Annotated in this window: 16 protein-coding genes; 9 read left to right on the top strand and 7 right to left on the bottom strand. The window is 62.5% G+C overall.

Annotated features, from left to right (window positions below; genetic code table 11):
• Positions 1–56: 56 nt before the first annotated feature.
• Together AC0CH3_RS10580 and AC0CH3_RS10575 are read right to left on the bottom strand one after the other, a co-directional pair.
• The gene (locus AC0CH3_RS10580) at positions 57–1,505 is read right to left on the bottom strand and encodes an outer membrane beta-barrel protein (RefSeq protein ID WP_465237875.1); all 1,449 of its coding nucleotides are present in this window, start codon (positions 1,503–1,505) and stop codon (positions 57–59) included.
• A 46-nt stretch (positions 1,506–1,551) separates the two neighbouring features.
• Positions 1,552–2,139, bottom strand: coding sequence for a polysaccharide biosynthesis/export family protein (locus AC0CH3_RS10575; RefSeq protein ID WP_056019112.1), 588 nt, complete (start codon positions 2,137–2,139; stop codon positions 1,552–1,554).
• A gap of 155 nt (positions 2,140–2,294) precedes the next feature.
• Here AC0CH3_RS10575 and AC0CH3_RS10570 point away from each other — a divergent pair, with 155 nt between their 5' ends.
• The 5 genes from AC0CH3_RS10570 to AC0CH3_RS10550 all read left to right on the top strand — a co-directional run bounded on the left by AC0CH3_RS10570 (position 2,295) and on the right by AC0CH3_RS10550 (position 9,295).
• Positions 2,295–3,428 carry a glycosyltransferase gene (locus tag AC0CH3_RS10570; RefSeq protein WP_465237874.1) on the top strand — a complete coding sequence of 378 codons (1,134 nt, stop codon included), beginning with the start codon at positions 2,295–2,297 and terminating at the stop codon, positions 3,426–3,428.
• Positions 3,428–4,411 carry an endonuclease/exonuclease/phosphatase family protein gene (locus AC0CH3_RS10565; RefSeq protein WP_465237906.1) on the top strand — a complete coding sequence of 328 codons (984 nt, stop codon included), beginning with the start codon at positions 3,428–3,430 and terminating at the stop codon, positions 4,409–4,411. The genes AC0CH3_RS10570 and AC0CH3_RS10565 overlap by 1 nt, the downstream gene beginning before the upstream one ends.
• 77 nt (positions 4,412–4,488) lie before the next feature.
• On the top strand, positions 4,489–5,997 hold the full coding sequence (locus AC0CH3_RS10560) for a TolC family protein (protein ID WP_056018080.1): 1,509 nt from the start codon (positions 4,489–4,491) through the stop codon (positions 5,995–5,997).
• A gap of 77 nt (positions 5,998–6,074) precedes the next feature.
• Complete coding sequence (locus AC0CH3_RS10555) at positions 6,075–6,941, top strand: hypothetical protein (RefSeq protein WP_465237873.1); 867 nt, start codon at positions 6,075–6,077, stop codon at positions 6,939–6,941.
• 416 nt (positions 6,942–7,357) lie between these two features.
• Positions 7,358–9,295 carry an Ig-like domain-containing protein gene (locus tag AC0CH3_RS10550; protein WP_465237872.1) on the top strand — a complete coding sequence of 646 codons (1,938 nt, stop codon included), beginning with the start codon at positions 7,358–7,360 and terminating at the stop codon, positions 9,293–9,295.
• A 141-nt stretch (positions 9,296–9,436) separates the two neighbouring features.
• Here the strand turns inward: AC0CH3_RS10550 and AC0CH3_RS10545 are convergent, their stop codons facing one another.
• Positions 9,437–10,186, bottom strand: coding sequence for a hypothetical protein (locus AC0CH3_RS10545; protein WP_465237871.1), 750 nt, complete (start codon positions 10,184–10,186; stop codon positions 9,437–9,439).
• A gap of 362 nt (positions 10,187–10,548) precedes the next feature.
• On the bottom strand, positions 10,549–11,895 hold the full coding sequence (locus AC0CH3_RS10540; protein WP_465237870.1) for an oligosaccharide flippase family protein: 1,347 nt from the start codon (positions 11,893–11,895) through the stop codon (positions 10,549–10,551).
• A 124-nt stretch (positions 11,896–12,019) separates the two neighbouring features.
• On the opposite strand from AC0CH3_RS10540, the gene AC0CH3_RS10535 reads away from it, so the two are divergent.
• Together AC0CH3_RS10535 and AC0CH3_RS10530 are read left to right on the top strand one after the other, a co-directional pair.
• Positions 12,020–12,991, top strand: coding sequence for a glycosyltransferase family 2 protein (locus tag AC0CH3_RS10535; protein ID WP_465237869.1), 972 nt, complete (start codon positions 12,020–12,022; stop codon positions 12,989–12,991).
• A gap of 24 nt (positions 12,992–13,015) precedes the next feature.
• A complete protein-coding gene (locus AC0CH3_RS10530; protein ID WP_465237868.1) occupies positions 13,016–14,035 on the top strand; it encodes a glycosyltransferase in 1,020 nt (339 codons plus the stop codon).
• Here the strand turns inward: AC0CH3_RS10530 and AC0CH3_RS10525 are convergent.
• Complete coding sequence (locus AC0CH3_RS10525; protein ID WP_465237867.1) at positions 14,032–16,005, bottom strand: hypothetical protein; 1,974 nt, start codon at positions 16,003–16,005, stop codon at positions 14,032–14,034. The genes AC0CH3_RS10530 and AC0CH3_RS10525 overlap by 4 nt on opposite strands.
• Before the next feature lie 206 nt (positions 16,006–16,211).
• Here AC0CH3_RS10525 and AC0CH3_RS10520 point away from each other — a divergent pair, with 206 nt between their 5' ends.
• Positions 16,212–17,318 (top strand): glycosyltransferase family 4 protein, encoded by a 1,107-nt coding sequence (locus AC0CH3_RS10520; protein WP_465237866.1) that lies wholly within the window; start codon positions 16,212–16,214, stop codon positions 17,316–17,318.
• Here the strand turns inward: AC0CH3_RS10520 and AC0CH3_RS10515 are convergent.
• Entirely contained in the window at positions 17,298–18,635 is a 1,338-nt protein-coding gene (locus AC0CH3_RS10515) for an O-antigen ligase family protein (protein ID WP_156350157.1), read from the bottom strand. The genes AC0CH3_RS10520 and AC0CH3_RS10515 overlap by 21 nt on opposite strands.
• A gap of 106 nt (positions 18,636–18,741) precedes the next feature.
• Here AC0CH3_RS10515 and AC0CH3_RS10510 point away from each other — a divergent pair, with 106 nt between their 5' ends.
• Positions 18,742–19,446: a serine O-acetyltransferase gene (locus tag AC0CH3_RS10510; protein WP_465237865.1), complete on the top strand. Its 705-nt coding sequence runs from the start codon at positions 18,742–18,744 to the stop codon at positions 19,444–19,446.
• A 20-nt stretch (positions 19,447–19,466) separates the two neighbouring features.
• On the opposite strand, the gene AC0CH3_RS10505 is transcribed toward AC0CH3_RS10510, so the two are convergent.
• Positions 19,467–19,709, bottom strand: a complete 243-nt coding sequence (locus tag AC0CH3_RS10505; RefSeq protein WP_156350159.1) for a hypothetical protein — start codon at positions 19,707–19,709, stop codon at positions 19,467–19,469.
• Positions 19,710–19,841 lie beyond the last annotated feature (132 nt).

Raw genomic sequence — 19,841 nt, 5'->3', positions numbered from 1 at the left:
ATTCTTTGGCGTGAGGGCGGCGCTTCTCCGCGGCGGAGCGTGCGCGGATTTGGGACTTACGGCGTGATGGTGAAGCCGAACGTCGCCTGCAACTGGTTGAAGGTCCGGGCGGCCGGAATGCCGAGGATCTCCCCATTGCCCTTGCGGTTGCGATAGCCCGCCGACGCGTCCGCGCGGAGATGCTTGCTCACCAGCCAGCGGACGCCGCCCTCTAAGCCATAGCCCTTCGACGTCGTATCGAGGATGACGAACTTCGATTGGCGGTACGACAGCGAGGTGGACAGGATCACGTTGCGCAACAGTTCATGGTCGACGCCGATGTCGAATTCGGTGGCCAGCGCCGCCGGCGAGACCGCCGCCGCGACGTTCTGGAAATAGCGTTGCGCGCTGAACTTCACGGTCGTGAGCTCGGTCACGAGATAGTCGAGATCCGCCTGAAACCCGAGCGCACCGCGCGATTCGATATTGGGATCCTTGAAGTCCGCATAGATGTACCCGAGGCCGAGACGTCCGCGGAGCAGCGGGGTGATTTCGCTGCTGACCCCGCCGAGAACCTCGATACCATCCGCATCGCGCAGGATCGGCCCGCGCGGCAGACGGAAGCGGCGTATGTCGCCCGTGGCCGAGAGGAAGAATATCGGGCCGGCACCCGTGCGATAGCCGAGTTCGGCGGATCCGCGATACAGGCTGTAGTCGCGATATTGCTGATCGACGGGCTCGCCGGTCGGACGTTCGGCGTCCTCATAATTGTAGCGGCCGGCAAAACCCGTCAGCTGCGCCGTCAAATGGCCGAATTCCTTGGTGCCGGAAAGCTGGCCACTCGTCAGCGTATAGCGAACGGGTTGACGCGTCAGGATCAGATCGCCCGTGCCACCGCGGCGGACAAACGCGCGCTCATGCTGGACGTCGGCGGAAATCGCGGAATCCTCGGCGATGTCATACCGCGACCGTACGCGGCCGCGATACGTGATCCCGCTCTCGGTGACGAATTTGCTATACGCGCGTTCGTTGACATAGCCGTCGAAGCTTAGCGAGTTCCGCCCCCAGTTCGACTTCAGCGCGACGTCCGCACGCAGGATGCCATAGGCGTCCGATACGCCATCCTGCTGCACATAGACGTTGCTGTCATAGCCGCCACGCGCGGTCAGCGCGGGGAAGAGCGTGAAGCTGCCGAGCTGGATTCCCGTCGGATCGAATTCCGGCCGCGACCGCGCGGCAACCGTGACGCCATTCACCGTGCGCTTGGCGGATGGCAAGACGGAGTCGTTGCGAAAGCCGATCACATCGCCGCGGGGCAACGCGAGCGAGCCTGTCCCGATCGCCGGGGCGTCGGAGCGATCGCCTCCCGGCAGCGTAAGCGGTGTCGCCTGCGGTGCCGTCTCCGTTAGGATCGCCGGCGTTCCGTCAGCGACCTGATCCTGCGCGGTTACCACCCCCGGTATCGCGCCGACCGCAAGCCCCGCAACGAAGAGTGCCGACCGCCGCCCCTGTGTCCTGTGTCGCACGCGCATTGCCTCAGTTAATGTTTGACCGCCCGGAACGTCGCAGGACTCAGAAGTACCGCTCGCCCACGCGGAGCACGTCGCCCGGGAGGACCTTCAGATTGGCGTTGATGTCGACTTCGTGCTCGGCGGTATCGCCCGCACGACGGACGAACACCTTGTTCTTGTTCGCGCGGTAGGTGAACCCGCCTGCCGTCGCGATCGCGCCGAGGATCGTCGCGTCTTCGCCTGCGGGATAGCGGCCTGGCTTGGCCACTTCACCCAGCACGAAATAGGGCCGGAAATCGTAGACTTCGACTGCGATCTTCGGGTCCTTGAGATAGCCGGCGGCGTAGCGTGCGACCAGCGCCGCTTCCATCTCGCGCGCGGTCAGGCCCACGGCCTTGACGTCGCCGATCAGCGGCATGGTGATCGCGCCATTGCCCGACACCTGGAACTCGCCACTCAACGCGGGCTCGCCGAAGACGTTGACGCGCACCTTGTCGCCGAGGCCCAGTCGATAGACGTCGACGCGGGCGTTGATCTGTTCGGCGGTCAACGGCGTCTTGGGCTGCGTCGCGCAACCGGCCACCGCCAGCAGCGTCGCCACCGCCGCTCCGAAACCCGCAAACTTGCGTGCCGCACTGATCGCAGTCATCCAGCCCTCCTTGAATATCAGCGTTTGTCTATACTGACCGCGCGACCAAGCGCCATAGAGATACCGCGACGATCCACGACCGGAATGACCGTAATGGGTCGATTGCCACGACGGCATGGCATGGCTAGGCGAACATCGGGCCAAGGAGGAACGCGATGCGACGCAAGGTTTTATTCGCGATCAATTCGCTTGCGGGCGGCGGCGCCGAGCGCGTGATGGCGACGCTGCTCGGAGGATCGGAAGCGCGTACGCGCGACTATGACTGCGCGATCGCGCTGCTCGACCGCGACGAGGAGGCCTATGCGCTGCCCGACTGGATCCGCGTCCACCGGCTCGACTGCAAACATGGCTTCGCCGCGAGCATCGCAGGGCTGACGGGTGTCGTGCGCCGCGAAAAGCCGGACGTCGCGCTGTCGTTTCTTACCCGGGCAAATGTCGCGACCGCCGCGGCGATGACGCTGCGTCGCCGTCCCTTCATCTTGAGCGAGCGGGTCAATACCACCGCGCATCTCGGCGAGGGGCGTGCCGCCACCGCGAGCAAGGCGATGGTCCGCCTCGCCTATCCGCGCGCGACGCGGATCATCGCCGTGTCGCAAGGCGTCGGCGATACGCTGGTCGAGGATTTCGGCGTCCGCGCCGACCGGGTCGTGGCGATCGCCAATCCGATCGACACCGATCGGATCGAAGCGCTGGCAGCCGAACCCGCCAACGACCATAGCGCCGTACCGTTCGTCGTCGCGATGGGACGGCTGGTGACGAACAAGAACTTTCCGCTGGCGATCCGGGCCTTCGCCGCCTCCGGACTCGCGGGGAATCTGGTGATCCTGGGTCAGGGACCGGATCACGCCGCGCTGCGCGCGCTGGGCGACGCGCTCGGCCTTGGCGCGCGGCTGGTTCTGCCGGGATTTGCCGAGAATCCGTATGCGATCGTCGGCAAGGCGCAGTTTCTGGTGCTCAGCTCGAATGCGGAGGGATTTCCCAATGCGCTCGTCGAGGCGCTCGCGGCGGGGGTCCCCGTCGTGGCGACGGATTGTCGTTCCGGACCTTCCGAGGTGCTCGACGTATCGATCGCGCCGGGCAACGTCGTTCCGGGTCAGGGTCGAGGGGGGCTGCTCGTCCCCGTCGACGATCTCGCAGCGATGACCGAGGCGTTCCGGATGATGGCCGACCCAGCCCGGCGTGCAGCATTGGCCGCGGCGGGTCGCGCGCGCGTGCGCGACTTCAGCGTCGCGCACGCGGTCGAGCGCTACTGGGCAGTGATCGACGACGCGCTCGCGACCCGGCGGTGATGATCCTGCGCGGCGTTGCGACGGCGATCGCGGCGGTTGCGGCCACCGCGGCCCTGCTCCTGTCGCTTGCGCCATGGGCGGGTGACTGGATCGCCGCCGCAGACATCGCCGCAGCGGCGCTGCCGGTCGCGCCCGTGCTCGCGGTCCTCGCGATCGGCTTCGCTTGGCGACGCTCCGTCATCGTCACCGCGATCGCCGTGATCGCGCTCGGGATCGCGACGGCGACCTTTGCCTATGAGTGGCGCGACGCCCCGAAGGTCTCGACGCCCGGCCGGGGCCTCGTGATCATCACGCACAATATCGCCGTGCGCAACGCCGACCCTGCGGGCACCATTGCGACGCTGGCCGCGAGCGAGGCGGACATCCTCATCCTTCAGGAGACCGAAGGCACGGTCCGTCCCTATCTGGGACAGCTGCGTCGCAACTTTCCCTATGCGAGCGAGTGTCGCAAACCCTGTTCGCTGGCGATCTTCTCGCGGATCCCGCTCACGCGCGTCCGCTATCGATTCCGCGACGAGACCGGCAAGCCGTTCGGGCCGGGACTGGTCCAGACGCGCGTCAGGCTGCCGGGCGTGACCGGGGGATTCGTGCTGGCCAGCGTCCACCTGTCCCGCCGGCTGACTCTCGAGGGACAGAGCGAGGCACGCCGTGCGCTTGCCGAGGCGGCAGCCCGCGTGGGAACCCGGTCGCTCGTCGTCGCGGGCGATTTCAACCTGGTCCCATGGTCGGCCGCGATGCGGGATTTCGACGCCGCCGTAGCGCCGATGCGTCGCGTGACGCGCGGCCTGTTCTCGTTTCCCGCCGACTTTTCCGGCCATGCCGTGCCGGTCCCCGTGCTGCCGATCGACCATCTTTTCGCAGGTCCCGACTGGGGCGTTCGCGCCGTCCGACGTCTGCCCAGGACGGGGTCCGATCACTATCCGCTGCGTATTGAACTCGTCTGGAAAGGGCCCGACCACTGTGTTACGCAAGATTGTCGTTAACGTGCGACATCAGGGGGATAATCTATATGCGGCGGGCTCGTTGGTTGATGTGCGCGTGCTTACTTGCGGGCATCGCCGTGCAACCGGCGTCGGCAGATACGCTGGGTAATGCGATCGCCGATGCCTATCGCAACAATCCCCGCCTCGAGGCGCAACGTGCCCAGCTGCGCGTCCTCGACGAGCAGGTCATCCAGGCGGCCTCCCCGTACCGGTTGAACGTCGGCGTCGTCGCGAGCCTTTCCTATCAGGAACAGGTGCAACGCGCGGGCTTCTTCAACGACTTCCAGAAGTTCGATCAGAAGATGATGGGCGCGGCGGTGTCCGTCTCGCAGATTCTGAGCACGGGCGGCCGCACCGCGGCACAGCTGTCGGCGTCCGAAGCCGATGTGCTGTCGGGGCGCGAACGCTTGCGCGAGGTCGAGAACTTCATCCTGTTCGAAGTCGTCGACTCCTATGTCTCGGTGCGGCGCGACTCGCGGATCGTCGCGATCCAGGAGCGATCGGTCGGGTCGTACGAACGCCAGGTCCAGCAGGCGCAGGCGCGCGAGCGTGGCGGCGATCTGACGCGGGTGGATATCGCGCAGGCGCAGGCGCAGCTCCTCATCATCCGCACGTCGCTGGCGCAGGCGCGCGCATCGCTCGAACAGAGCCGCGCGCGGTTCGCAGCGGTGGTCGGCCGCAACCCGGGCGTGCTCGAGCCAGAGCCCGCACTGCCGGGCCTGCCGACGTCGATCGACACGGCGTATCAGATCGCCGAGAAGGAAAGCCCGACCCTCTGGCAGGCGATCCTCAACGAGCGCGCGGGACGTTCGCGTGTCGCGGCGGCGCGCGCGGAGCGTAATCCGACGATCGCGACCGAGGGGCGCTACGGCTACAATGCGCCCGCGAGCTACAATGTGCGCGATATGGGTCGGGCGCTGTCGGGCGTCGTGACGGTGACCGTGCCGCTGATCAATCAGGGTGTCGTCGGGTCGCAGATCCGCGCCGCGATCGCGAACCAGCAATCGCTGTCGTTCCTGATCGAGGATACGCGGCGCAGCGTCGACAGCGCGCTGCTCAACGCGTGGAACCAGTCCATCACGTCGCAGGATCAGGTGACGAACGGCCAGGCGGCGGTTGAAGCCGCGCAGGTCGCGCTCGACGGCGTCCGCCGCGGATTCGCCGAGGGCTTCCGGTCGAACTTCGAGGTTCTCGATTCGGAACAGCGCTTGCTCAACGCGCAGCTCATCCTCGCGAACGCGCAATATTCGCAATATGCCGGACAGGCGAACGTGCTCGCCTATCTCGGCAGGTTGCAGGCGGCGGCGATCGATCAGGCGGTCGCGATCTATGATTCCGCGGCCAATCTCGAAAAACAGAAGCGGAGCCAGTTGAGCCCGTTCACGGCCATCGTCCGCGCTTTCGACAGTATCCAGGTGCCGAGCAGCCGCAACCGCGCCGCGCCGATCCTCCCGCCCGCCACCGATACGACGGTCATCGCGGCGGTCGCGCCCCCGCCAAGCGGTCCGCTGGCGACCACGCTGCCCGTCGACCCGACCGGCCGGCCGACACCACCCGAAGGCGAGGCCCCCTCGCAGCGACGCTAAGCCCCTGCTAGATGGCCGGCGACGACCGCAAACGCTGCGGTCGATCGAAAGGACGGCGTATGGCGTACCGGCTTGGCATGTTGATCATATCCCTGGCGCTCGCGTCCGGAGCGCCGGCGAAACGGCTGGAGCCGGGCGCTGCCGGGGGCGCCGGTGCCGCCGGCCTGCCCGCTTCCGATCGTTTCGACGCGCGGCGGGGTGCCACGGAGCGGATTGCGCCGCGTGCCAAGTCGGTCGTCCAGAACAAGCGCTATGGCAACGCCTACCGCCTGCTCGATGACCCGCTCGGGATCGCGAGCGGCAGCCGGTTCGAGAATATCGATGCAACCGTGCTGCGCGGCGGTTTTCGCTTCAAGGGCGATGCGCACGACATCGTCATCCGGAACACGACCCTGCGACTGGCCGCGCCGACGCCTGCGCCCGAACTCCCCGCGGGTATCGAGCTCCAGGGCAACGCCCACGACATCCTGATCGACTCCGTCACCGCCAGCGGGTTTCAGATGATCCATCGCGAAAAGCGCTATACCAACGGCGATGGGTTCTCGAGCGAGCGCGGCGCCGCGCGGATCATATTCCGTAACAGCACCGCCAACGACAACAGCGATGGTGGCTTCGACCTGAAGTCGACCGACACCAGGCTGGAGAACGTGTCGGCGGCGCGAAACGGGATCAATTATCGGTTCTGGGGCACCGGCACCGGTACGCGGATCACGAGCACCGATCCCGCCAAGGCGCATCTCCAGATCAATCCCGGGGCCGACTGGCACATCGGCACGCTTGTCGTCCGCTCGACCGAGCGCAAGCCGATCATCGTCGTGCATGGTCAGGGGCAGCTAACGATCGACCGGTGCGAACTTCATGTGCCGGCAGGCACGAAGATGATCCGTCTCGATGCCAAGGTGACGCCCGACATTCACCTCGGGACGGGATGCACGCTGCCCTGACGGCACCGAACGCGGAGCGGCCGGATAATGACGACACACAGGCGTATGTCGGGCTCATTCCCTAATCCCGCGAGCTGGCAAAGTGGCCACGCCCCTGAAGGGACGTCCGTCTTCAGTTAAATTTGCGCGCTGCTCGACGGCCTTACCCGACCGCGTAAGCTGTTGATCCGTCTGGATTCAATGGGGAATGGCAAGTGACCGGCGAAAACGTTCGGCCCGCGTTTTGGTTCCCAAGGTTAACGGAAATTAGACGTCTATGTTGAGAAGCCGTCAATTGGTCCGTGCCATTCCTATTGAACGGTTTTGGGTGATTCGTTGTGAGGAAGCAGCGAGTGACCCGCAGTTGCCGTGACATTCAGGGAACCAGAACGCCGTGCGGATAAACCCGCGCGCCGTCTGGAACGGGGGAACAGCGCATGACACTCGACGCAACCATCGGAAATGAGATTTTTCTGCAGGGTCAGTATCTGAGTCTGGGCATCAACGGCAGCGGCACGCTCGGGACGCGCGCCACCGCACCGGTCGGGTTCGTCACCGATGCGGTTAACGGCTATATCCGCCTGGGGCTCGTGGGCGACACGGATGGCTTCGGCAAGGGCGCGGCAGCGACGCGCGACGCGATGCTCGCGGGAACGCCCGTCGAGAGCTTTTCGATCGGCTACGACATCGGCGCCAAGCATTACACCAGCGTCAACAGCGAGCGGAACGGCAAGAGCCAGGTCGCCGGCGGCGTTTCCTCCGACCTGTCGAGCGATGGGATCGGCAAGGCCGGCTGGACGGGCGCGACGACCGAGGGCGTCAAGGTCGCGCAGACGATGTCGCTCGCCGATGGTGCGAAATACATCAAGGTCGACGTCACGCTGACGAACACGACGAGCAAGGCCGTCGCCGATCTGCATTACATGCGCTCGATCGACCCCGATCACGGCGCGACCTTCGATACCGTCAACACGGTGATCGAGCAGGGTGGCGACGGTGCTGATGGCGCATTGATCGCGGCCTATGCCTCCAGCGGCAAGACGCCGCTGTTTTACTACACCGCCGATGATCGCGCGATGGTCTCCACCTTCAAGGGGTACGTCAACGAGAACCCCAACGCCGCGGCGACCTTCGATGCCGCACCCGCCGAGGGCTATTCGCTCAAGGGCGACAACGCGATCAACATCAATTTCGGCCTCGGCACGCTCGCGGCGGGTCAATCGACGACGTTCACGTTCTACATGGGGATCACGAACGACCTGAACGCGACGGTCGCCGAGATCAAGGCGAGCGCCGTCGCGCGCCCAGAGCCCGTCAACGCAGCTCCCGTTGCGGTCGACGACTTGGTCGCGATCGTCGCGGGCAAGAGCGAGACCGGCAACGTCCTGACGAACGACCGCGACGGCGACGGCGACGCGCTCACCGCCAGCCTCGTCAAGGGACCAACGCATGGCTCGCTGCTGTTCAACGCCGATGGCAGTTTCACCTATGTCGCGGACAAGGGCTATGTCGGCAGCGACAGTTTCACCTACGCGGCAAGCGACGGGCAGGCCTTCGACAATGGCGTCGTCTCGATCGCGGTCGCGGCGGCGCCCGTCATTCCCACCATTGCCCCGCCAGTCCTTCCCCCCGTCGTCGTCGTCGTCCCCCCGGTCACGCCGCTTGTCGCCAAGCCATCGGTCCAGGACGGCAGCAGTTCGGCCTCGCAGACGCTCTCGGGCACGTCGGGCAACGACATGTTCTTCTTCGACATCGCGAAGAATACCGGCACCGACACGATCAAGAACTTCAGCCACGAGGACGTGCTGGCAACAACGGCCAAGCTTTTTGACGGCAATGGCGACGGCATCATCACCTTCGCAGCCAACCGCCTGTCGCTCGATTCGCCGAAGAGCAACGATTACGCGGTCATCGAGGGCGTTTCGGATCTCCGCCTGATGGGCGCCGATTCCGCCGGGCGCTACATTTACGCGGATGCAAGCGTCCGTCCCAAGGGGGCGTCGGAAAGCAAGCTCGGCAACGACAAGATGTCGGGCGACTCGACCGACAAGAAGGCCAGCCAGTTCTTCTTCGACACCGCGCTCGGGCTCGATCTCGGCCACGACACGCTGTCGAATTTCGGCAAGAAGGACGTGCTGGTCACCACGGTCGCGCTGCAGGACGATGGCACCGGCCACGTCAAGCTTGGTGCCAAGGGCATGCTCGACCTGGGCAGCGGCGCGGGGGTCGATCTGGGCGATGTCACGATCGGCGGCCTGAAGGGCGCATCCGTTTCGATGCTCGAGTTCGACGGCGCGGTCTCGCACGACGGCATGACCTATTATGTCTACAGCCTCGACGGATCCGCTGCCGGCATCGCGACGCTGAACTTCTGATCCGGTGACGTGCCGGGCGACCGCGGTTGCCCGGCACGGGTCTCGAACGCGTTCGCACCCGAGCGCGGCAAACAAAAAAAGAGAGAGATTTCCGTGAGGAAATCTCTCTCTATCATCTCTCCCGAAGAAGAGCCGCGGGCATTAGCCTGCGGTGTTGTCGATGCCGTAGTGGTAGTACGTCACGCCGTTCACCTCGTTGGTGGACTGCAGGTACAGACCGCTGACGCCGACGAGGTCGATCTGGCCGCCATGTGCTGCGCCGTCATCACCCTTGGTGTTCATCATTTCGCCCGACAGATCGAGCACGCCGTTGTTGCCGAACTTGATCTGCACGCCTGCGTCTGCACCGGCCTTGCCGTTGAAGATCTGCGAGGTCGTAACGATCTGGTCGTCAGCGCCGAAGCCCGTGATCGTGTCGCCGCCGAGGTTCAGACCGAGTGCGGTGTCGTAGAAGAACTTCTTCGAACCGGTCGCCGCGTCGAGCGTGTCGTTACCAACCGTACCCTCGGTGAAGCCAGCGAGCTTGACGCTTGCGTCGGCGTAAACAAATGCGCCGCCCTTTTCGCCAAGGTAACGGAGCTGCTTGCTCTCCATGCCCTGCAGCGTGATCTGGTCTGCGCCAGGGTTCTTCTTCGACGTACGGTCGATATCGAGGATACCGTTTGCGCCGAAGTCGATGATGCCGTCGTTGTTGCCGTCGAAGATCTTCTGGTAGTTCAGGATCGTGTCGTTCTTGCCGAAGTTCTCGATCTGATCGTCACCGGTGTTGCCTGCGCTGAAGCTGAACGCGGTCGCACCAGTCGTGTTGGCAACCGTATCGTTCGTGCCGTTGTTCAGCATGATCGTGTTGTCTGCCGTCGTGATCAGCTTGCTGTTGTCGCCGAATGCCATTGTCTTGTCTCCGCTGCCGTCTTTGTTTGAAACCATGTTGTCACGTTTTGCCGTGCCCAACGCTTAATGCTTTATTAAGGATCGAGTTCAATTAATTCAGCATCGTTGTCAACGATTTCGCCAGTCGCCTGTCTCGCGATGGGACAGATCGGAATCTTGCATGCAGCAAGCAACGGTCCGGACATCAGGTTTCCGACGGACGATCCGGACCATCGGCAAAGTACAGCTGTCGAGATACGAAGATGTCTGAGCGCGGCGCTGATAGTTTTACGGGCCGGCTGGCCAATATGCCGGCCCCTGCTGCCGGATATGGAGCGACGTCTATATTTTGATTGCCCCGCACACTTCGTGCGCGGTGCGATTCAGCGCTTACCAGGCCGCTTCAAATACGGGATATGCGTCGCCAGAGCGGCAAAGTCGGACCGCCGGAAGGCGACCATGTCGCGCACGGTGAAGCCCGTCATCCGCGCATAAAGGCCGACGTACAGGATCGTGGCCACGACGTAGGTGATGCTCGACGCCAGGGCGGCGCCCATCACGCCGTCGAGGCGAATCATCCACCATCCCAGCATGATGTTGCACGCGAGCACCGGCGCCATGATGATCAGCGACGCCCAGGGCTTTCCCTGACCGGCGAGGTTGGTGTTGAGAATCTTGAAGACGATGAACGCCACGACACCCGGTAGGAGCGCGTTGCAGACCGACGCGCTTTCGGCGAACCGCTTGCCGAACAGGAGGGGAAAGGCGAATCCCGAGACGATCGCTATGCCGATCGCGAGCACCGTCGCCGCGAGGAACGAGACCCGCGCCAGGACGAGCACCTTCGTTGAAAAGGCCTTGTCCTCCTTTGCATTGACGCTGCGCGACAGCAGGAGAGAACTGACTGCGGTGGGAATTTCCCAGATGAGTTCGGCGATGACCGTGGCCTGCGCATAGACGCCGACCTCGCGCAGCGTCGCAAACCGCGTCAGCAAGAGGATCATGATCTTGTAATTGAGCATCATGACGAACAGCGACGCGGCGTAGGACAAGCCCCGGCGTTGCAACCTGACCGCGACCTCCCGGTCGAACCCAAGGTACAGCCGCCCCTCCTTGGAAAGCAGATACAGCGCGTAGCCGGATCCCAGCAGCGAGGCGCCCAGATTGGCGATCAGCACGCCGTACAAACCGAGATCCAGTGCCCAGCCCAGGACGATGATCAGGACGAGTCGCAGCAGCGCCGGCCGCCAGCTCGTCCGACGAAACGCCGCGATCCGCTGCCGCCCGAGAAAGACGCCGCTTGCATAGCTCGACAGCAGCGATGTCGGGATCGACGCAACCGCCAGCGCGCGCAGCATCCAGTCATCGCGTGCGACGCCCGCATAGTCGAGATAGGCCAGCGCCAGCAGGACCGCGATCGTCCCCGCCAGCGGTACCAACGTCAGCAGCGTCGGCAGCAGCCGCTCGAGCGGATAGATACCGCGCCCGAGATGGAAGGCGGTGGACTGGCGGATCCCCATTTCGGAGAAGTTGACGGCCAATTGGGCCGGCACGAGCAGCGCCGCGACAAGCCCCCTCCCCTCGGGGCCGAGCAATCGGGCGAGGATGAGGCTCGTTATGAAATAGCTGCCCTTCTGGAAAAAGCGGCTGATCGCGACGGTTATGGCCTCCCAACCGAAGCCGGATGGTGCGCGCCGCGCTTGCGGGGAGGGACCGGCCTGGCGTGTCATCTCGACTATCAATCCTCTGGAGATGCCGCCCAGGTCGACAAGGCGGCGCGCCTAGCATATGCGACGCGTCGGTAAAAGCTGGGCGCTCCACTGCGGTCGCGGGCAAAGTGCAGGGAGGCATGACGTGACGGACCCCACTATCGCCGTGGTTATTCCGGTGCACAACAAGGAGCGCCATGTCGTCCGCTCGCTGGAGGCTGCGCAGGGACAGACATCGCCTGCGGACGAGATCATCATGGTCGACGATGCATCGTCCGATCGGTCGATCGAAAGGCTGCGTGCGGCCGCAGGAAACCGTGCGATCTTCCTGACGCGCACCGAACCTGGCCCCGGCGGCTATGCCGCGCGCAATCTCGCGATCGAAGCCGCGGGCAGCGAATGGATCGCGTTCCTCGATGCCGACGACAGCTGGACGCCCGATCATCTCGCCTCGATCCGTGCCGCGATCAGCGACGGCGGGACGGACGTTGGCTGCGTCTTCACCGGATACCAGTTTCTGGAACCTTCGGGTCGGCAGGTCGAGGACTGGTTCACGCATGCCGGGCACAAGGCCGGCGTCTATGATACCGCGCAGATGCTCGACTTCTGGCTGGAGGGCGGATGCCCCTTGTGGACCGGCGCCGTCGCCATCCGACGCGACATATTGCTGTCGGTCGGGATGTTCCCCGCGGGGCTATGCCGGCGCGGCGGCGACCGCGACCTGTGGCTGCGCACGATGCTCGCAACCCGGTGCGCCTATACCGGCCGGAAAACGGCGACCTACCACCGCGATGCCGACAATATGCTGACCAAGGTCGAGCGTTTTACCGCGCGACAACGCATCGTTGATACGATTGTGGACCGCGTACCGACTGTGGATACAGGCATTGCGCGGAGACTGAGGCGTATTGCCAATCGTGAAATGCACAAATACGCGTTCAATACCTGGAAGACGGGGGAACGGCCCTCCGCGATATCAATCGAGGACTTCAGCCCGCGAGACAGCCTCGGCAAATACGTCGCTGTGAAGCTGATGTCACTCACCCCCCTTCCACTGCCTGCATTGGCTCGGAAATCGGTTCGGATATTGAAGATCATGAGGCGCGGGCATCGATGACAATAGCGGTGGCAACCTGACATCATGATTTCTGTCGATCACGAGCTGGCTGATACCAGCAGCGAGCATTCCTCGCCGCAGATATCCTGCATCACGGTATTCTATAATCGAGCCGCACTTATCAGCACCTCGATCGGCAGCCTCCTTTCCCAGACATCGCAAGATTTTGAAATCATTGTAGTTGACGACGGCTCCACCGATGACACCTTAAGCCAGTTGTCGCTTTTCAATGACGCCCGGCTTCATGTCACCGGCCAAAGCAATAGCGGATTTACCGCGGCCATGAACGCTGCGGTCAGGCGGAGTCGAGGACAATATATTGCAGTCCATGGCGCAGGCGACATTTCGCTTCCTGAGCGGCTGGAAAAGCAGGCAGCGTTCCTTGATGCAAACCCTGAGGTGGGCGCGGTGGGGTGCGCGCGGCTGACCGATGGCATGGTTATTGGGCCCCGCGCAGGGGTGATCGAGCGAGGTCCGATGTTGAAGACCATGCTTCATCGCAACCCCTTCAGCCACGGCGAGGTCATGTTTCGTCGAAGCCTGTTCGATAAGGTCGGCGGGTATCGTCAGGAATTCAGGTTTGCTCAGGATCGTGACCTGTGGCTACGGATGGGCCGATACTGTGACTATGCCGTCCTGCCCGATCTTTTGTACGAGCGGACAAGCTTTCACGGCGGCGTCACCAAAACACCACGAAGCCTATTTCTTCAGACACGGCTGTCCCAATTCGCAGTACAATGCGCTGAAGACGTCGATCAGGATGGTCGCGATCTGCTCGACAGAATTGGCCCCAGCGCTTTTTTCCTGACAAAGCCTTTGATAAAGCAGTCGAAGCAATATGCCGCCCGCGGCCTGAGGGGATTGCGGGACGGCAACATGGAGGCAGCGGAAATATTCCTTACGCAGGCCTGGAATGAGAACCACAACCTGCAATCATTCGCTGGCATCGTGGCACTTTGGCTGTCGAGATACCGACGGACAAACGCCCTCATACGGTCGATACTGAGATACCGGGCGCGGTTGCAGACACAACGAGACGATTAAAACCCCAGTTGCGCGAGGCCTGCAGCGCTGCCAATCGCGCTATAGACATAATAATGCGTGTCACCGACGACACGCTCGCCGTCGAATTCCAGCGCGCCGACCGATTTCCCTGCCGTATCGGTGACCGTGAAGTCGCCCAGATCGATGCCGTCATGGCCAAGCGAGAACACACCGCCGGCCGCCGCCACGGTAGCGCCTGCATCGCTGCCGCCGATCCTGGTGGTCGTGACGATGATATCCTTCGCGCCGAACTTGGTGACCTTGTCGTGCCCGAGCGACTGGTCGAGCGCGCTGTCGAAGAAGAACGCCCCCGCCTTCTTGTCGCCCGCGTCACCCGCCAGCGTGTCAGCGACGCCGAACTTGCCCTCGACCGCGTTTTTCGGACGCACCGACGCGGCGGCATAGGCGAAATGGCCATCGACGAGGCCGAGATAGCGCAACCCGGCATTGACGCCCTCGAGCTTCACGGTGCCCATCTTCGATCCGAGGTCGAGTACCCCGTTCGAACCATAGGTGATGATCCCGTCCTTGTTGCCGTCGTTCAGCATCTTGGCCGTCATCAACAGGTCGGTGGCACCGAAGCCGATGATGCTGTCGGCCCCCTGCTTGCTGGCCTGGTTGAAATAGAAGCTGTCGGCCGCGCTGGTTGCCTTGATCGTTTCGCTGGCGGCGTTCGATACGAAGTGGAGTGGCGAAATGCTGTCGCGAGGCGTGTCCACGGCCGGTGCGGCAGGCGCGACCACGACGGGCACGGAGGCGGCAGGCGCCTCGGCGACCGGTGTCGATACGACCGGCGCAGCGATGACCGGCACCGTGATAACGGGCACCGTGACGACCGGCGCGAGCACGATTGGAAGCGTATCGAGCAACGAGCCGACCACGGGCACGTTCAGCCCGGCGTCGAGTGAATAGGGGCCCGTCGGCACAAGCTTTTCGACGGTCGTCAACGCGCCCGTCAGTGCCTTGCCCGCAACAAGCTTTGCGGTGCTGGCAAGACTGACGCTCACGTCGGACACGGTGATCGTGCCGTTGTTATAGAATACGGCGGTGTTGGTGCCCGAGTCCGTAAAGCTGCCGCCGTCAATCGTCAGCTTGGCACCTTCATTGAGCCAGACCTGTGCCTGGCTCGCGATCCCGCCGCGCTTGTGGGGATCGAGGCCGACAGAGTCGATCATCGTCGCCTCGCCCCAGATCCGGAAATTGCGGGCATTGTCGTCGGCGATCGCGCGCACCAGCGTCGTCCCGGTCGACTTGAGATCATAGCCGGCATCCGTGTTGCCGCTGGCCACCGTATCCTGGAACAGGACGTTGTACACGCCGCGTTCGGTCGCAAAGCCGTCGCCGTTCCAATAGCTCGAACTCGTGGTGTCGGTCGCATTGGCCATGGACGTGCGGATGATCTTTACGTCATGCGCCGTGCCGTCCAGATGCACGCCGATCGCAAAATTGTCGCCATCCTGCTTCAGGCTGTCGCCCCGCACGTCCTCGATCAGGATGTTGCTGCTATTGTACTGAAGCCGGATGACGCCCTTCGAAAAGCCGTCGACCTCGACGTCACGGATCGTAAGCCCGGTCACGGTCGCGGTCTTGTTCGCGCCACCCGCATAGTCCTCGAAGAACCGCGCGACATTGCTCGCATCGACATGCTCGATGGTGATGTTCGACACGTCGCCGGCGGCACGGAAGACGGTCCCGGTGTTGTTGACCTGAAGGTTCTCGAAGCTGAGATTCCCGGCACCGGCCTGTAACTTGAACAGTTCGTTACCGGCTGCGTTGCTCGCGGCATAGACGGAGGGCCGCGTGCCTTCGATCGTTGCCTCCATCGCGTTGCCGCTATGATCGACGCCCTTGATCGTGACGGCTGCGCCCGCCGTGCCGCCGCCGTAGATATTGATCGGGGACGACACCTTATAGCTGCCCGCATCAGCAAGAAGGAGGACTTCGCCCCCGGGCCCGGCCTTGGCGATCATGGCGTTCAGGCTTGTAATGGATGCTGCGTTAGCCCAGTCGGAACCGCTTTTATTGCCCATCCCCGTGGGTGAGATATAAGTGGTAGCCATCGCGCGAGTTCCCCGATTAACGCGCGACGTCGCGCGGCATTGATCGGGTTACGTGCGAAAATGATACAGACTGTATCGATACCTAGTGAAACTTTCGTTAATCATAGGAGCAGAGCGTGCAGCCAAAGCGTGTGATCGTACCATACACGGGCACCGAGATCGGTGGCAGCCACATCTCCTCCTTTACGCTGTGTCGAGCGTTGCAGGATCTGGGCATCGAGGTATTTGCATACGCGAACAAAGACACTCAGATTGCCCATGAGGCAGCGCGCTATGACTTGACTGTGCGCGAATTGTCCGAGACGCCTGCCGCTCGCCATAACCCCGCGTATGATTTGCTGCGATTGCCATTCCGGGCGCACATGCTTCGACAGGAAGGGCCCGGAATAATCGTGCATTGCCATGGCATGGGCGCGCTGCAATCCTGGGGCCCGGCTGCAAAATTGGTGGGAGCGCCGCTGGTATATCACAATCGGGCATTCAATCGTCCCATCCTGGCGAACCGGCTCATCATGAACCTCGCGGACAAGTCGATTGCGATATCCGAGTCGGTGAAGGAGCTCATGGCGTTTTTGCCCGCGGGAAAGGTCGAAACAATTGACAACCCCTTTGCATTGGGCGGCATCCCGAATCGTTCAGAAGAGCGACAAAAGTTGGTCAATGAGCTCGACTTGGCTGCCGAGGGTCCGATCATAGGCTTTGTCGCAAATTTCTGGGAGCGAAAGCGCCCCTTCTTCTTCCTAGATGTTTGCAAGGTCATACTCGAACGCCACCCCTTAGCATCATTTGTCATGTTTGGGCGAAAGGGTGATGTCGCGGTGGGCGCAATCAAGGACTACGCAAGGCAAGTCGGCATTGCTGACCACCTGCATCTTCCAGGCTTTCGCCTGCCCGTAGAGAGCAACATTGCTGCCCTTGATCTGATGCTCGCGCCGGCTATCAACGAACCTCTGGGAAGGACGCCGATCGAGAGCCTTTTGCTTGGAACGCCATACGTAGCCACCGACGACGCCGGACATGGTGAAATTGGTCGGCGATGGGCGGGCGGCCGCCTGGTCGACAAGGCGGCGGATTACCCCGCATTCGCCGCCGTCGCACTCGACGTATTAGACCACCCTGCAAGTGTGCTCCTGAAAGAAGACAAGAAACTCGAGATCACTCACGCTCTATCCGCCGCGAATCATGCGACGAAGGTGGTCGAGTTATACAGCAGGCTGCTTTAAGATTTTCCGCGATTGCGGCCTTCCCGCTTTGAAGGCCGCGATCGTAGCTCCGCACAATATACCGTAATAAATCATGCCTTCGATCATCCAGAGCGGCATCGTAGCCATGTTCAGAATTATGAAACTTATATGCGCGGACACAAGAATGCCTCGAACGCCTTTCGGCGATTTAATCGCCAATACGAGCATCCATATCCATAGGAACACGGTGCTTATTAAACCAAATATTCCCAATTCGTATATTGCGGATACCAGTGTATTATGCGCGTAAACTTTAAACTTGCCTATCCACGCGTTTGGACCAAGGCCGACAATATGTTGCAGGGGCGTTGAATCACTATATCCGTAAAGATAACCGCTCCAGATGACAAACCGCCCCGATAACAAATGGCGTTCGTCTAGGTTGAACTGATCCGGGCGTTTTATAAGCTCCGTACCTTGTGCAGCGACAGCACCTAAATCGGCAAATCTTTCTCTTCCAGCGATAGCTCCGCCCACACCGACCGCCAAGACGATTGCCGCCATCATGCCGACGACAATTACACGCTGTTCACGGATCACAGATCTAGCGGCGCCAATTAGCGCGGTTGCGCCGATCAGAGGCGCCATTGCCAATATCGCAGTCCGGTAATTTGCGAGCATAATGGCAACACAAAACACCAGAACCCAAGCCACCTTGTAGAGAGCGACCTGCCGTCGTCGCAAACACACAACGAGCAACCCGCCAGCAAGCGCAACCGAGAACCCCGCCTCATGGTAGAAACCGCCAATGTAGCTGGCCGATCCATCGGATTCGGCTGCCTTCACCGTACCTAGCAACACCGATAGCGCCTGAAAGCCAACGAGTATTAGAAAAGGCAGAAACACTTTCCGTAGGGGCTCGTCCCAGCCATCATCTTGTAGCGATTCGGATACCGCCAGCGTGATAATTGCCAGATACAAGTACTTCACCGTCATATCGACCATTGGTGAAACGCTGTGATTAGCAAAGCCGCTTAGAATTACCGCCAGCAGGATCGGATAAAAAGGCACGAGACCGACATCGAACATGCCGCGCGGTTTCAAAACCCACGCCCCGAGACCGCAGATGAAGATTGATCCGAGCGCGTTGTACGACAGCCCGATGGGGGAAGAACTGAACGTGATCGGATGAAAGGCGGACAGGATGAACCGCAGCCAGATCGCGAATATTACAAAGCGGGTGGCGCGCCCTTGGCTGCTCCGCAATGCCACGAACAGCATCGCAAGCGCCAGCAACGTCGCTGGAATGGATGCGTAATAGGGTAGAGCGCGCCCATTCGCGACAAGGGAGTCCATGGATGGCATACCTAGCCGATCACGCCGACGACCGCCAGCGCTACGGTCTTGACCACGCCCGGATCAACGCCGTAGGTCGCGTTGCACCGCAACAGGATACCTGATCGTGACACATGTCGACGAAGCTGATCTTGAACAGCTCGGAAAACCGCATCGCAGGGGCTGCATACGCCGCTTCAGTGCGTTACGTGCCGTCCTTGCAGCCGACCTTTACCGGTATTCCGGATCCGTCGATGCGAAGAATTTCCTGAAGCATTACCTCTTTACGCCCGGATACAAATACACGGTGCTGATGCGCCTGACGGGGTATCTCGCGCTCAAGCCCGCCAAGGCCGGCGGGCTGTATTTTCTGCTCAAGTGGATGCTGCTGCGGGCACGCTACAAGTTCGGGATCGCAATTCCCGAATACACGCTCATCGCACCGGGGCTTTTCATCAATCGGTTCGGCGGCATCTATTTCAACGGCGATGCCATTGTCGGCTACAATGCGAACATCACGCACGGATCGATGCTCGGCCAGGCCAATCGCGGCCCGATGCGGGGCAGCCCGACATTGGGCGCCCGCGTATTCATGGGCGCCGGATCGAAAGTGGTCGGACGCCTGACGATCGGCGACGACACGTCGATCGGTTCCAATGCCGTAGTGACCAAGGACGTGCCGCCGACGAGCGTGGTGGGCGGTGTCCCCGCGAAGCTGCTCTCACAGGCGGGCTCGCTGGGGTACGTGAACAGACAGGTCCCCGAGGCGCTGGTACGCCGGTGCGTCGATGCGTTTCATGGCCCCGTGCCGGCCGGATTCTACGACGGCTGATCCCACTCACCGACGCGGCGTCATCCCCAGACGCGCCACCACGGTCGCCGGGCTTGGAGCTCGATGCCGCGCTCGGATGCCGCACGCGTCAGGTCACGGGCAAGAGAGCGCAGCTGGCGATCGTTCAACGCGACTTGGACCTTTGCCACGCGCTGTTCCTGATACGCCTCCACCGACTCGACGATCTGCATCGTCAGCACGATGCCGCTCATTCCCTCGCAGCGCTTCCATCCGGCCAGAGCGCCGGTTGCAATCGTAGACATGACACCCTCCCGTTATGAAACATCCTTGACGCGGATGCTGCCCTGTCAGCAATTCATATCCCAAGACAGCGGTCCGCGCGAGGCGATTGACGGCGTGGGGTTGCGACGCGTGGGACAGGCTGCATAGAGGCC

The organism is Sphingomonas sp. AC449 (genome assembly GCF_979253475.1).
This window is presented reverse-complemented; position numbering and strand designations above follow the sequence as displayed.